General features: G+C 40.2%; 12 protein-coding genes and 1 pseudogene. 9 read left to right on the top strand and 4 right to left on the bottom strand.

Going from position 1 to position 14,707, the window contains the following annotated elements:
• Positions 1–38 precede the first annotated feature (38 nt).
• Positions 39–905, top strand: coding sequence for a YicC/YloC family endoribonuclease (locus ACE3G9_RS08565; RefSeq protein ID WP_449218916.1), 867 nt, complete (start codon positions 39–41; stop codon positions 903–905).
• Between the two features lie 181 nt (positions 906–1,086).
• Positions 1,087–2,340, top strand: coding sequence for a tyrosine-type recombinase/integrase (locus ACE3G9_RS08560; protein WP_016796595.1), 1,254 nt, complete (start codon positions 1,087–1,089; stop codon positions 2,338–2,340).
• Positions 2,341–2,400: 60 nt separating this feature from the next.
• Here the strand turns inward: ACE3G9_RS08560 and ACE3G9_RS08555 are convergent, their stop codons facing one another.
• Positions 2,401–3,141: an RNA polymerase sigma factor gene (locus ACE3G9_RS08555; protein WP_016796594.1), complete on the bottom strand. Its 741-nt coding sequence runs from the start codon at positions 3,139–3,141 to the stop codon at positions 2,401–2,403.
• A 371-nt stretch (positions 3,142–3,512) separates the two neighbouring features.
• On the opposite strand from ACE3G9_RS08555, the gene ACE3G9_RS08550 reads away from it, so the two are divergent.
• The 7 genes and pseudogenes from ACE3G9_RS08550 to ACE3G9_RS08520 all read left to right on the top strand — a co-directional run bounded on the left by ACE3G9_RS08550 (position 3,513) and on the right by ACE3G9_RS08520 (position 10,050).
• Complete coding sequence (locus ACE3G9_RS08550) at positions 3,513–3,704, top strand: helix-turn-helix transcriptional regulator (protein ID WP_216601023.1); 192 nt, start codon at positions 3,513–3,515, stop codon at positions 3,702–3,704.
• 9 nt (positions 3,705–3,713) lie between these two features.
• On the top strand, positions 3,714–4,007 hold the full coding sequence (locus tag ACE3G9_RS08545; protein ID WP_016796593.1) for a hypothetical protein: 294 nt from the start codon (positions 3,714–3,716) through the stop codon (positions 4,005–4,007).
• A gap of 174 nt (positions 4,008–4,181) precedes the next feature.
• Positions 4,182–4,484, top strand: coding sequence for a hypothetical protein (locus tag ACE3G9_RS08540; RefSeq protein ID WP_016796592.1), 303 nt, complete (start codon positions 4,182–4,184; stop codon positions 4,482–4,484).
• Complete coding sequence (locus tag ACE3G9_RS08535; RefSeq protein WP_016796591.1) at positions 4,484–6,226, top strand: type IV secretion system DNA-binding domain-containing protein; 1,743 nt, start codon at positions 4,484–4,486, stop codon at positions 6,224–6,226. Before ACE3G9_RS08540 ends, ACE3G9_RS08535 begins: the two co-directional genes overlap by 1 nt.
• Positions 6,204–7,049: pseudogene (gene mobF, locus ACE3G9_RS08530) on the top strand (MobF family relaxase); the annotation flags it as partial. The gene ACE3G9_RS08535 and the pseudogene mobF, both read left to right, overlap by 23 nt.
• Before the next feature lie 60 nt (positions 7,050–7,109).
• Positions 7,110–8,804 carry an AAA family ATPase gene (locus ACE3G9_RS08525; protein ID WP_449218923.1) on the top strand — a complete coding sequence of 565 codons (1,695 nt, stop codon included), beginning with the start codon at positions 7,110–7,112 and terminating at the stop codon, positions 8,802–8,804.
• A 136-nt stretch (positions 8,805–8,940) separates the two neighbouring features.
• Positions 8,941–10,050 carry a site-specific DNA-methyltransferase gene (locus ACE3G9_RS08520; RefSeq protein ID WP_016796589.1) on the top strand — a complete coding sequence of 370 codons (1,110 nt, stop codon included), beginning with the start codon at positions 8,941–8,943 and terminating at the stop codon, positions 10,048–10,050.
• 4 nt (positions 10,051–10,054) lie between these two features.
• Here ACE3G9_RS08520 and ACE3G9_RS08515 read toward each other — a convergent pair whose 3' ends face one another.
• The 3 genes from ACE3G9_RS08515 to ACE3G9_RS08505 form a co-directional block, all read right to left on the bottom strand.
• Entirely contained in the window at positions 10,055–11,041 is a 987-nt protein-coding gene (locus tag ACE3G9_RS08515) for a BstXI family restriction endonuclease (protein ID WP_016796588.1), read from the bottom strand.
• 9 nt (positions 11,042–11,050) lie between these two features.
• Positions 11,051–11,314, bottom strand: coding sequence for a helix-turn-helix domain-containing protein (locus ACE3G9_RS08510; protein ID WP_016796587.1), 264 nt, complete (start codon positions 11,312–11,314; stop codon positions 11,051–11,053).
• A gap of 267 nt (positions 11,315–11,581) precedes the next feature.
• Positions 11,582–14,698: an efflux RND transporter permease subunit gene (locus tag ACE3G9_RS08505; RefSeq protein ID WP_449218915.1), complete on the bottom strand. Its 3,117-nt coding sequence runs from the start codon at positions 14,696–14,698 to the stop codon at positions 11,582–11,584.
• Positions 14,699–14,707 lie beyond the last annotated feature (9 nt).

Here is a 14,707-nt window from a genome sequence, read left to right as displayed (position 1 = left end):
AGAAAAATTATCACACAATTTAGATTAGGTAATCTCCAATGATCTACAGCATGACCGCCTATGCCCGTAAAGAAATCAAATCTGATTGGGGCAACGCAGTGTGGGAAATCCGCAGTGTCAACCAACGTTACTTAGAAACTTACTTCCGCCTACCAGAACAATTTCGTGGTTTAGAGCCAATCCTACGCGAGCGTTTCCGTAGGCGTTTAGCCCGCGGTAAAGTAGAATGCCACCTACGTTTTGAAGCCAATACCAAAGCGCAAAGTGCTCTCAACATCAATGAAGATCTTGCTAAGCAAGTGATTCAAGCGGCAAACCAAGTCATGTCTCTAACTGGTGAAGACTCTCGCATTAACCCATTCCAAGTAATGAACTGGCCGGGCGTAATGGAAGCACCAGAGCAAGATATGGATGCGATTCAAAAAGAGTTACTTGAAGCATTTGAAGACGCGATGACCGATTTCATCGAAGCGCGTGGCCGTGAAGGTGCCAACATGAAAGCACTGATCGACCAACGCCTTGAAGCGATCACCGCAGAAGCCGCCAAAGTACGTGCGCGCATGCCAGAGATCCTACAATGGCAACGTGATCGCCTATTGAATAAATTTGAAGAAGCCAAGATCGAACTAGACAGCTCTCGCGTAGAACAAGAGCTTATCTTACTGGCGCAAAAATCAGATGTCGCCGAAGAGCTCGATCGCCTAGACTCTCACGTCAAAGAAGCCAACAACATTATGAAAAAAGGCGGCGCTTGTGGCCGTAAACTGGATTTCATGATGCAAGAATTCAACCGTGAAGCGAATACGTTAGCTTCTAAGTCGATTAGCACTGATGTGACGGCTTCGGGTGTTGAGCTGAAAGTCTTGATTGAGCAGATGAGAGAGCAGATCCAGAACATTGAATAGTATTTCATACACCTTCAATAGATAGTTAAAACCATGAAAACAAAGAAAGTTAGTATGATTCACAATTTCATTAGATTTCATAAGTGGTGACATGATCTCTTTAAGATGGTGACATAATTGGTGACAGATATTCATAGAAATGATACGTTGCTTGTTATCTGTCACCAATTTTGTATAACCTATGAATGACGCACAATTAAAAGCCAAGTTAAAAGAAGGTAAAGTTGGGAAGTTTAAGGTAGATACTGGTCTCTACTTTCGAGTAACCGATCAAGGTAATGCCTTTTGGGTGCTCCGTTATTCGATTAACGGTAAACGGAGAGAGCTGACAATTGGCAGGTATGGTAGAGCACCTGAAGGTATCCCCCTTAGTGACGCAAAACTACAAGCTCTACAGATTCGAGCATCGATAAAGAATGGAACAGATCCTCTTGCAGAAAAAAAGAGGCCGCAACTCCCTCAGTTTCAAACAGTCGACGATGTTGCAAAAGACTGGCTCACCGAGTGCGAACGTCACTTAAAAAACCCTCAAATTCCTGCTCGTGTATACCGCAAAGACATCTCCCCGTACATAGGGGAATTAGCTGTTGATAAAGTAAGTTCTCGGGATATTATCCAAATCATCCGCCTAATTAATCAAAGTGGTCGTCCTTCAATTTCAAATGATGCCTTGAACTACTGTAAACAGCTATTTAACCACGCTCTAAAACTGGATCTATTACAAAACAATCCAGCAGCTCCATTTACGGAAAAGGATGCAGGTGGAACAGAAAAAGCCAGAGATAGAGTTTTATCACTCAAGGAAATTGAAACCATTTTTCAAGTCTTTCGTGAGTATTCAGATATCATGACCCGTGAGAACTACCTTGCCATCGCCATGCTCATCATCTTTGGCGTACGTAAAGGAGAATTAATCGCGGCACAGTGGAGTGAGTTTGATTTTCATAACATGAATTGGGTACTTCCCGCTGAAAGAACGAAAACTGGCGTAAAAATCATTATACCGATTCCTGAGAAAACGTTAAATTTGTTCAAAGAATTACATGTAAGGGCCAATGGTTCGGAGTATCTTTTTCCTTCGCGTCGAGCGAGCAGAAGGAGGAAATACATTAGCGATGACACACTAAATCACGCACTCGCCAAGCTGTTTGGTAAAAAAGTCGACTCGAAGAAGCAGCCACTACCAAACATTCTTGGAGAGTGTGGGATTGATCATTTCGTAGTACACGACTTGCGGAGAACATGCCGTAGTCTTCTAGCTGAAAATGGTGTTCCTAGCCATGTAGCTGAAAGGTGTCTGAACCACAAGATTAAAGGGGTTGAAGGCATCTATGATCGATATGATTACTTAGAAGAACGAAGAGGTGCTTTAAAAACGATTGCAGAGAAAGTGGTACCAATTCTTCAAATAAACGCTTATAGCTCTATTCTCTAGTTAAAGGTCGAATATGAACTCTAAGATACGGCAGGATACCTAGTTTCTGCCGTAACTTTCCTATTTCGATTTAGACCAGCACAGCTTATAAGGGTTGCCTCTTTTAACTTCAGCCAATATTGAGTCTATCTTCTTGAGCTGAGTCCTTACTTGGTCATGTGTTAAACCCGTAGTTTGAGCCATTTCTTTTTGAGTATAACCTTGAGAACGAAGCTCCATAATTTTCTTTTGTTTCATTGTAAAAGCATCAAATATCTTTGTTCTAAGATCCTCTGCAAGAAACTCTATCTCTGGGTCTTCAGTGCTCAAGCCATCAATTTCGTTCTCGTCGAACTCCGAAAAACCGAAATCAAAGCTATCTTTCAAGCTTTTTCTTTCAGTCACTGTGGATTGCTCAGATTGAGCACAATGTTCAACATTCGATTGCTTCTCACTTAGAGCTTTTTTCTTTCTAGTGGCAGTGCTGTCTTTTGAGCGATTGTTTTCAGTACGTGTATACATACTATGCGCCCTATCTCTTGCGATTGTATCAATCAAACCGCCAATCGAACCATTCTCATCAAAACTCAGGTTTGCTATTGGCTTAATAAGTAAGTCAGCTAGGACCATCGACTTAAAGTCTTCAAACAAAGCATCAACTGAATAAGACAACCTATTTTCAATTGATTTGAAGCTCCTATTAAAAATAGCTTTCAGCTTTGGGTCATAGCGTTTCCCCAATATGCTAAACGCTTCAGAATTCCCACCTACGCTAAGCTCAAATAGTTCTTTATCTGTTGCTGAATAAGAGACAGCAGTCATAGTTACACCACATAAATTCAAATCTACATTGATGATACAAATAACACTTAGCTAACCATTGCGCCAGACTTTGTCCTCCAAATTTACCAACGTCATCACAAATGAATAGGTGAACAACACTTCAAAGTTCACGATAAATCATCAGCTAAAGAAATTTTCAACCCTGTCCCATTTTTTGGAGACCCCATCGGTATAGGTAAGTGAGGAGAGGTTAAACAGCCCAAATCTTCACTAACAAGCGGGATAAATAATTCTTAACCATATCCCACTTTTTGAGGACACCGTCGGTATAGATAAATGAGGGCGGACTAGTTACTCCATCTCAACTGGAGAAGGCTAAGATCCTACACAAATTAAGAGGACTATGAATATTGGACATTAATACTCAAAACAAAACACGCCTTTTCATCAGAGCAAATGAGCTTTCCGAAGCCTTAGGTATAAGCCTTTCCACATTGTGGCGCTATAGGAAGTCTGGCGTTATTCCCGCTCCAATTGCTTTAGGCCCAAGAATTGTTGGATGGCGAACAAGCGACATTCAGAACTGGTTAAACAACCAATAAGGAAATTTTATGAACATATCGATAAAAGCACTCAAAAACTTGTTTTCAAAAAAGAAAACAAGACCAACACAAAAAGAATTGGATAACTGTAGAGTTTTATTAATGCCGCTCAGTTATACGAGTCCGATGCAAGAAGAAAGAAAAAAATTACAATCTCAGAGAAAAATAAAAAGGGATTGGGAGAATGTTGAAAATGAAGCTTTGCAGTACTTAATGCAAAGTGGAATAGAAGACCCAACCCCCAAGCAATGCAGACAGGCGTTGATAAAAGCAATCAAGAAGCCACTTTACCCTGACCTATAAAGGATTCAGACCTGAAGCTGCTAACTCAGCATTTAATTAAGCTTAAAGACACGCTAAAACCAATCAAGATAAGGGGTTAGCGTGCATTCTCCTCTGAATACACACGTTAGATTTTCTGCAAAAAAACCTAATACATTCAGAGTGTTTACATTGAACACATCCAGAGAAAGAAATATGACTCGCTCAAAACCAAAATCAAACACTGAAAAGACAATAACCTTGCGTGTTACAAGACACCAATATAACCGAGTAACTCAAGCAGCGGAAGAAAAAAACATGAATAACTCCGCTTTTATTCGCTCAGTAGTCGATGACCGACTCACTCAACAAGATACAAATAAAAAAATAGATTTACTCGAAAGGCGATTAGAAAAGCGAATCTTTGAGATGGTTGCCTCAATTGCAGGACTTGATGAACATCAGCGTCTACAAGCTAAAAAACAATATCTGTCGAACCTAAAGCCAGAGGCTAAGTAATGAATTCAGTTTTTAGCACTTATAAAGTAATCATCTTCTCGTTGGCTAGCATAATGCTCTCTATCCCAGTCACTTTTATCATGATGAACATCTATTGGGGCATGTCATCAGCTCTCAATATCATGGTTTTACTTACTGTATTACTTGAGTTCATTTCTACTTTAAGAAGTCCAACGCCACCAATAGACTTGATTACATTGTGGGAGCTATTAGCCCATAGTAAATATTCTGGATTCATCTTTAAGTTTATCGGTATTCCTTTTTTATTGTCATTTACGTTGTCAGTCTTGTTTATAGCACTTTGCTATAAAAGCAGAGTGCCGTCTAAGCAATTAACTCACGTGAGTGGCCCCAAGTTTTACTTGGGAAAGCAAGCCATCAAACATGCTCAATCGAAGCATAGGCATGACTTGAGAAGCAGTCGTATGACGTCATGCGGTGTCAATATTCATCCAAAAATCAAAATAACTCAAGCAAGAGAACAAAATAACTTTCTCATACTAGGAACGACAGGGGCAGGCAAGTCGACCGTATTCAAACCCCTAGTGAAACAAGCAATTGAACGCGGTGATAATGCTGTTATCTACGATGAGAAAGGTGAGTATACAGAGAGCTTTTATCACAAAGAATCGAGCGTCTTAATCGCTCCTTGGGATACAAGAAGTGCGAAGTGGAATATTTCTGCTGACATCAAAAGCAAACAAGATGCAGAATTATTTGCACAATGTCTAATCCCAAACTCCACTAGTGCAGACCCTTTATGGGATCAAGGAGCTCGAATTATTCTAGTCAGCATGTTGATGAGATTAATCAACGAACAAGAGAATACATGGGGATGGAGTGACCTATACAAACAACTCACGTTCAGCCCAGAAAAAGCACGTTTCATATTTGTTGAACATTACCCTTTAGCCAATAGTCTACTTGAGCCCAACTCAAAAACGACTCAGAGCTTTTATGTTCACATTATGAGTAAGTTAAGCTGGATTGAAGATCTAGCAAAAGCTTGGCCTCCACAATTCAAAAAAGAATTCAGCCTTAGTCGGTGGGTCAAGAAAGATAGTGCAAAGCGCATCGTAATAATTCAAGCAGATAGCCAGTTTCAAAACCTCGGTGAGCCTCTATGTAATGCAATTATTTCATTCATGACCAAGCACTATTTGAGTAGCAGTAATCCATCTAAAAAAAGAACTTGGTTATTCATTGATGAGTTTGCCAACCTTCCACGCAACCCGAGCATTTCTAAATGGCTAGAACTTGCACGAGCTAATGGCGCACGCTCAGTACTTTGCACTCAGTCTATCTCTCAACTCCACGATATCTATGGGAAAGACGAAGCAAACACCATTCTCAACTTATTGTCCAACGTCATCGCTTTTCGAATGGGGACGGCGGGGAGCGATGCAGAAGACGCTGCGAATATTTTTGGGCAGTACGAAGCAGAGATCCCTAACTATGAACATCGTAAACGAATCGGAACAAGGGTTGATAAGCCGCTAGTTAAGAAATCAGATCTTGTTCAGCTAGCCCAGCCCACACGAAAAGGTGTCGAAGGCTATATACAAATACCTGGCTGGGAGTCGGTTTACAAACTGAGATGGCCTTTATTCAAAAGTGTTCGGAATGCCAAAAAGAAAATACCAGCAAAATGGTTAGCAGACTCAAAACCAAGAAAACAAGCAATAAATAAGAATCAAACCAATCGACTAAATAAAAGGGATGCAAACCATGATGTCAATTAGCCCAGTAAACAACATCGCTTATTACGCTGACTTGGCGAAAGAAGATTATTACTCTGGGCATGGGGAGCCCAAAGGTACTTGGTCTGGGCTTGGTAGTAAGCTTTTTGGACTAGAGCATCAAATTATCAATGACAATGATTACCAAATGCTGATGACTGGCTTTTCACCTTCAGGTGATGCGCTGGTTCAAAATGCTGGTAAAGAAAATCGTCGAGCAGCATGGGATTGCACCCTTAGCGCACCAAAAAGTGTAAGTATTGTATGAGCCTGCTCTTCACCTCAATTAAAAAATAAAATTGAGAAAGCCAAAGAAACAGCGGTACAAAAAACCATTATCTTTATGGAGCGCCATGTTGCATTAACACGCAGAGGGAAAAAATCTTCGCTCTATGAGCCCACATCTGGTCTTGTCTTTGCTTGCTTCAATCATTGTACAAATAGAAATGAAGATCCACAGTTACATACACACCTGTTAGTTCTGAATGCAGCTCCTCGACTCGACGATACATGGGGAGCAGTTGCTTCTGATAGCCTTTATCATTGGAAAATGGCTGCTGGTGCTATATATCGGGCTGAACTTGCATTTCAAATGCAAATGCTAGGCTTTGGTGTAGAACCTGATGGCGATTCTTTTCATATAAAAGGGGTATCAAAACAAGCATGTGATGCCTACTCCAGCCGAGCCAAAGAGATTGAGAGTGGACTAAAAAAAGCTGGTATAAAAAGCAGTTCCAGTAAACAAGGCGCTCGCTTTAAAACTCTAACTAGAAAAGCGAAAACAAATGTTGAACGAGGCCAGCTATTACAACGCTGGAAAAGTGAACTCGAAAGATATGGGCTGTCAGAATCTTACGTTGAAACCTTAACTCACTCTGAAAAAACAATGACCTCTGTTGAATTAGAACAAGACCTAACCTTATCGGAACTTATTGACAAGAAATCAGTTTTTACCGAGCAAGAACTTTTCAAGGCTGTTGCAGTACAAGCTTCACACCGCGGCATCAATGCCACTCAAGCTGAAGAATTATCACTATTAATGATAGAAAGCGAAGAGCTAATACCTTTGCAATCGAAAAACGCATTTTCCCGTCAATTCACAACTGAAGATGTACTTTCATGTGAACGGCTAATGGTTCATGACGCACAAACTTTAGCGAGGCGTCATACAAAAAACGTTAGCATTGAGCTAGTAAATGACGCTGTTACAACTGCTCAAAAACAATTGGGATTTTCTTTTGACGAAGAGCAAAAAGAAGCTATTCAGTACACATTGTGTTCGGGTGACTTATCAATCACTCAGGGCAGTGCTGGCGCAGGAAAAACAACACTAATGCTTGCGGCAAAACTTGCTTATGAAAAGCAAGAGTTGACTATAAAAGGAGCCTGCATTGCGAAGAAAGCAGCCGATAACCTAACTCAAGAAACAGGGATTCAATCTTATACCGTAGCCTCTTTGGTTACAGCGATTAACAATAATAGGAATCCTCTTAATAAGGTTGATGTGCTAGTCGTGGATGAAGCAGGGTTACTACCCAGTACTGACTTGCAATTACTACTTTACGAAGCAAAGGTATCAAACTGCAAAGTCATCCTCACAGGTGAAGACAAGCAGCTAGATGCAATCAACCGAGGTGGTGCACTACGCTTTTTATCTCGCTCGGAAGTTCTTGGAACTCAAAGGATTGAAACAATACGTCGCCAGCGCCAAGAATGGGCAAAGCAAGTAGTTGTAAATCTGCGAGATAAACGCTCACAAGAAGCCCTAGAAGTGCTTAAAAAACATAATTGCTTACATTGGGCCGATACTAACGAAGAAGCTATTCAGGAGCTAATAAGAGATTGGGAGCTTTATCAAAAGGCTCATCCTGAAAAACAATCCTTAGTGATGGCTCGTGAATGGAAAGACGTTAAAAAGCTAAGTAAAGCAATTCGCGAGATCTATATTCGTGAAGGCAAAGTAGGAACGGAAGACATCAAACTGACTTGCAGCGTTGCTGACAAACAGTTTCAGTACCATTACTCTGTGGGAGACAGAGTTAAGTTTTGCCGCAATGAGTCTCGACGCTTTCAAGTTTCAAATGGAACTTTAGGCACCATTAGAAAAATCAATCAGTTAGGTGATAATGATACAAAGCTCTCAATTGAGCTTGATGATAAACGTATCGTGTCATTTAGGGCTTCAGAATACAGTGACGAGATTGGTGTCAATTTATGCCACGCTTACGCATTAACAGTTTTTAGTTCACAAGGTACTACTGTTGATGGAAATACGTTTACACTCTATTCAGGTAGAATGGCGCAGCGAGAAACTTATGTAGCCCTCAGCCGCCATAAAGATGAATCTCACGTCTACATCAATGAAGCCGAGATAAATGAGCGAGTGAGATCGTATGAAGATGGTATTGAACCCAGCGACAATCTAAGACAAGCCGCATTAGCTGAGTTAATGAAGCAAGATCGCCACGCATCTTTAGCTATTGAGTATTTAAAAAAGGAAGAACCGCATACCGCATTGAGTGAGCAAACTTCGTCAACTACAAGAGTCACAACAGAGCATGACTTAGAGAATACTTTATAAACGATTAAAATTGAGAAATAGGTTGCTTTAAAAAACCTGAACCGATATGTGGGCTCTAAATAACATTATATCCGCACGTTGACAAACCACACTGGACAAGTAGACTATAAGTCACCTTCAATTTCGTGGAATAAAAATGCATTATAAAGATCAAAGAAGAGTAGACTTCAACACAATTAAAACAGCGTTAAAAGACGATATACATAGCTCCTCATCATGTGCATTGGTTGTTGAAGGAGATTCATTGGGTTTATTAAAAAAAATCCCTTCAAATAGCGTATCTCTCATTTTGACTGATCCTCCTTACCACGCAACTAAAAAGAAGAATATTTACGGTGACACGTTATTCGAAAAGGATCAGTGTTACCTTAACTGGATGGCTGAGTACGCTAAAGAGTGGCGCAGAGTATTAAAACCCAATGGTTCACTTTTTTGTTATTGCGATTCTTCTATGTCGGCAAGGTTAGAGGTTCTCTTTTCTCATGAATTCAATATTTTATCTCATGTAGTCTGGACAAAACCGAACGAGCCGGGCTTTGATGGGTGGAAAGGTAAAATGAAGAAAGAATCTTTAAGGCAGTGGTATGGTCACTCAGAGAGAATTATATTTGCGGAACCAGCCTTAGAAGGTAATTTACATCGTTCACCATTTGCCCAATTCCTGAGAGAGAAACGTAAGTTATCGGGCTTATCTGGGCACAAATTAACCGAGATGGTAGGAGCATACGGAAAAGTTAATCATGGTGGTGCTGTATCTAACTGGGAAGCTGGCAGAAATACACCTAGCAGAGAACAATATGAAAAAATTTCAACTGCAATATTAAGTACTGGAAAAGTGAAAAGCATGCCTCCTTATGAAGACGTAATTCGTCCGTTCATTATGGATGGAACGAAAGAGTTCACTGATGTTTGGAATTTTCCTTCGGTTCGACCATACAAAGGAAAGCACCCTGCTGAAAAACCTCTAGACATGTTGAAGCATGCAATTGAAGCAACAACACACTCAGGTGACATTGTACTAGATTGTTTTGGCGGCTCAGGCAGTACTATGTTGGCCTCACTGGAGTCAGAAAGGCTTACCTTATCTATCGAAATAGAAGAAAAGTGGGTAGACAGCATCTCAAGTCGATTGAACACGTATTGTGATTTAAATAATCACGAGTTTAATATACATAAAACTCGTGAAATTGACACAAATGAAACGATGGATTTATTTGAACAACAACAAAAAGAAGTTGTTGCTTAGAGCATCACTTCTTTCTAAAACCAGACTGGATGTTTCTATCAATGACAGATTGCATCCAGTCTATTGTCTCTTCAATACCTGAATCTTTTACTACAACATTACAGTGGTGATGGCCCCATCCTAAATTATATGGACGATGGTTAAATTCACCATATCTTAATTCTTTTATGTGAAATAAATTGATTTCAGTAACTGTAAGATCGTGTACTTCTCTTCCTTGAGCTTGTGCCAGTCGACTAAAAAAGCCCATCCCCGATAGAGGTTCGAGGCACAAAGGACAAATTGTCGTTTTTTCACTATTGGTCATTCGCACTGACTCTAACTGATCAAAGTCAAGTAACCCCTTTTCATGTGCCAGTGATAAGCAATGTGTTCTTCTTGATTTAGCGCCTTCTTCACTCATTCCAAACATGGTTACAGACTCCATAGAATCATGGCACATCCAAAATATAGCCTCTAATTGAATCCTACATTCATTGATAGTCTCTAGTGATGCATATTCAAACAATCTTATTCCAGCGCCTTTCATGCCCGTTGTATTGAAGCCTTCTGAAATTTTACCTCCATTTTCAATTGCCGTAGTCGCCGCTATACGAGCAACATACTGCCCTAATAAAGGGGCTTGTCTCGCGTTTGCTGGAGTCCAATTGGCCAAAGGTGGATAAGAAATCCAATCTGTTCGCTTCTGGTAAAAAACAAGACAATTATTGCCAAGCTCCAGGCCTAACTCTGCCAAGCGTTCATTAATATCAGGGCTAGTAAAAAACTCTTCTGGAGTTAGTAAACAAATGAAGCCTTTTTCGAAGTTATCATCTTTTTCCGGCGGCATACTTACTTCATCCCAAAGCGAAAATGGAATTAATACGCTACTATTTCTCCCAACTCTATTCTGATAAATAACATCGTCATCAGCACCACGAGTTTGCCCTGTTTTATAAATTTTTCGATCCAATAATTGAGGTAACTTTGGTGGTCGCTTTGCCTTTGCCATTCGATATCCCTATTTTATGTTTGCTATTTGCTTTGAAAGTGCGATAAAAAACTCTTCATGCGTAACAGATAATGCCAAAATTATAGATTCAAGAGAGTCTAGGGTTATGTTTCTAGTTCCACGCTCAACCCCTGAAATGTATGTACGATCAAGGCTGGATAAATCTGCCAACTCTTCTTGATTGAGCTGCTTTTGTTTTCGTATACTTCTGATTGTCTCAGCTACACTGTGTACTAATATTTTTTCCATTTGAACTGAAGCCCTGTAGTTCATTTAGTATATCCTCGCCCAATGTAGACTATGAGTACACGGACTATAAGTCACATTTAGTGCGATGTAATTCACACGAAGTGAGTGGTGACAGAAATGGTGACAATAAAATAAATCCTGAAAATAAATTGAATAAATTCAGTTGACTAGTTGATAACTATGACTTCAGATCCAGAATATTGAATGATGTTTTTGTAGATTTCAGCAAGTTTCAAAAAAACATAAGCCACTAATTATAGTGGCTTTTGATTATTACTTTCTAATGAACAACTATGATTTTCCTCGGATATATTTTTGTACTAAGACAAAGAATAAAGGCACAAAGAAAATCACTAGAACTGTTGCTGAAATCATCCCCCCCATCACAGAAGTACCAATCGCATGTCGAGCATTCGCCCCTGCACCACTACTTATCACTAAAGGTAGCACCCCTAAAGTAAAGGCCATAGACGTCATAATGATGGGACGTAAACGCATTCGACAGGCATGAATTGCTGAATTCAAAGCAGTTTCACCTTTTTCCATTAACTCTTTAGCAAACTCTACGATGAGAATGGCGTTCTTTGCGGATAGACCAATTGTTGTTAGCAGCCCAACCTGGAAATAAACATCGTTCTCCAATCCTCTAAAGTATGTAGCAAGTAATGCTCCTAATACGCCGAGAGGCACAATTAAAATAACTGTAATTGGGATGCTCCAGCTTTCATACAAAGCTGCTAAACATAAAAATACCATCAAAATAGATAATACATACAATATTGGTGCTTGATTACCCGCTTCTAATTCTTGATATGACATACCAGTCCAGCTCACCGCAGTGTCATTACCGAGTTCTGCTTGAATCTCTTCAATCGCTGCCATCGCATCCCCTGTACTGTATCCCGGAGCAGCTTCACCCACAATTTCAACTGCTGAGTTACCGTTATAGCGAATCAACTGTGGAGAACCAGCTTCCCAATGAGATGAACTAAACGCATTCACAGGAACCATATTGCCTTCGTTGTTGCGGACATACCAAGAATTTAAGTCATCAGGTGTCATACGATATTCCGCCAACGCTTGAATATACACTTTCTTTGAGCGGCCTCGATCAATAAAGTCATTAACATAAGATGACCCCCAAGCAATAGATAAGTTGTCATTAATTTCATCCGAATCAACACCAAGCGCCTTAGCTTTTTCGTAATCAATATCCAATACAAATTGAGCATTATCTTCCAAACCATTGGCTCTGACTTTTTGTAAAGCGGGATGTTGATTCGCTTTTTCTAATAATTGATTGCGTACTTCAATCAACTTGTCATGTCCAATAGCCGACATATCTTGCAAGTAAAAATCAAACCCTGTTGCATTACCTAGCTCACGAATCGGTGGGGAATTTAACGCAAAAATCGAGGCCTTTTTATAGTCTTTAAAATACTCCATAGTACGAGCAATAATAGAGTCTACATCTTGTCCGGGTTCTGTTCGTTCTGACCAATCTTTTAAGCCAACAAGACTCATTGCCGCATTTTGGCCTTGCCCTGTAAAGTTAAAGCCTGAAGTATTAAAGACACTCTGAACAGTATCTTTCTCATATTCTTGGTAATAGTCATTAATGTCTTTCATTACATCGGCAGTCTGCTTCAAAGTCGAACCATTCGGCAACGTCACCATCACGGTAAAGTTACCTTGGTCTTCATCAGGTAAAAATGAGCTTGGTAATGAATGATAAGTCCAAGCACACCCTAATAATAATACCCCATACATAATTAAGGCACGCGTAGGGCGCTTTAAAACACGTCCAACCCATAAGTTATACCGGTTTGATAAGATATCGAATCCCCGGTTAAACGAATTGAAAAAGCGTGTGACAATACTTCTTTTCTTTGGCTCAGAGCTCTCTCGCAATGGGCGTAATAACGTAGCACATAATACAGGTGTTAAAATCAGAGCCACAATCACAGAAAGTACCATAGCCGATACAATGGTCACCGAAAATTGACGGTATATTGCTCCTGTAGAACCATCCATTAATGCCATAGGAATGAAAACCACAGCTAAAACCATTGTGATACCAATCAAGGCACTGGTAATTTGTTTCATGGATTTTTCTGTGGCTTCTTTTGGCGATAAATTCTCTTCATGCATTAATCGTTCGACGTTTTCCACCACCACAATGGCATCATCCACTAGCAATCCAATCGCAAGCACCAGGCCAAACATGGTTAACGTATTTAAACTAAACCCGGCTAATGACATGACCCCGAAGGTCCCTAAAAGAACGACTGGAACCGCAATAGTCGGAATTAAGGTTGCCCGAAAATTTTGTAGAAACAGCATCATCACTAAGAAAACTAAGACAATCGCCTCAATTAAAGTATATACGACTTCTTCAATCGATAACTTAATAAAAGGGATCGTATCCATGGCTCTAGCCATTTTGAGCCCATTAGGAAAGCTTTTCGATAGCTCATCCAGCTTGGCATCAATTCTTGCTTGAGTATCAATCGCGTTCGCCCCTGAGGCTAAAGTCACACCGATACCAGACGTTCCTAGACCATTAAAACGAGGAATAACACTAAAGTCCTCACTGGATAATTCTACCTTAGCGACATCTTCCAAGCGCACCTGAGAGCCATCTGTATTCACTTTTAAGAGGATATTTTTAAATTCATCAACGCTTGTTAATAAACTTTGAGCTTTTATCGTAGCATTAAATTGTGGGTTTTCTGTGGTTGGTGTACCACCAAGCTGTCCAAGTGTCACTTGTGAGTTTTGCTTAGCCACTTCACTATACACATCGCTTGGTGTCATTTTGAAACTGTTTAGTTTACTTGGATCAAGCCAAATTCTCATTGCATAAGAGGGACCAAACACTCGCACATCGCCGACACCATTAATTCGACTAATAGGATCTTTAAGGTAAGAGTTGACATAATCTTGAATATCTCCAGTATCCATACTGCCATCTGGAGAGTACATGGCGGTCATGGAGATAAAGCCTGATGTATTTTTACGAACAGAGACACCTTGAGATTGCACTTGAGTCGGTAAACTGTTTTCCACTTGCTGCAGATTATTTTGAACCTGAACTTGTGCTGTATCGGGGTCAGTATCAGCACTAAAAGTCAGTGTTATCGCGGCATTACCTGAAGAATCACTCGTTGATGACATATAAAGAAGATTATCTAAACCTGTCATACCTTGCTCAATCACCTGAGTTACACTATCTTCAACGGTTTTTGCGGACGCTCCCGTATAACTGGCGCTCACTTGAATCGCGGGAGGTGCAACACTTGGATATTGTGAGATAGGAAGAGATGTCATGGCAAAGACACCACTCAAGATGATAACAATGGCAATAACCCAAGCAAAAATAGGTCTTTTGATAAAAAATGAAGACATAATAAACTC

The sequence above is a fragment of the Vibrio sp. E150_018 genome (assembly GCF_053544035.1).
Note: the sequence above shows the minus strand (reverse complement) of the source record. Positions and strands in the feature narration are given on the sequence as shown.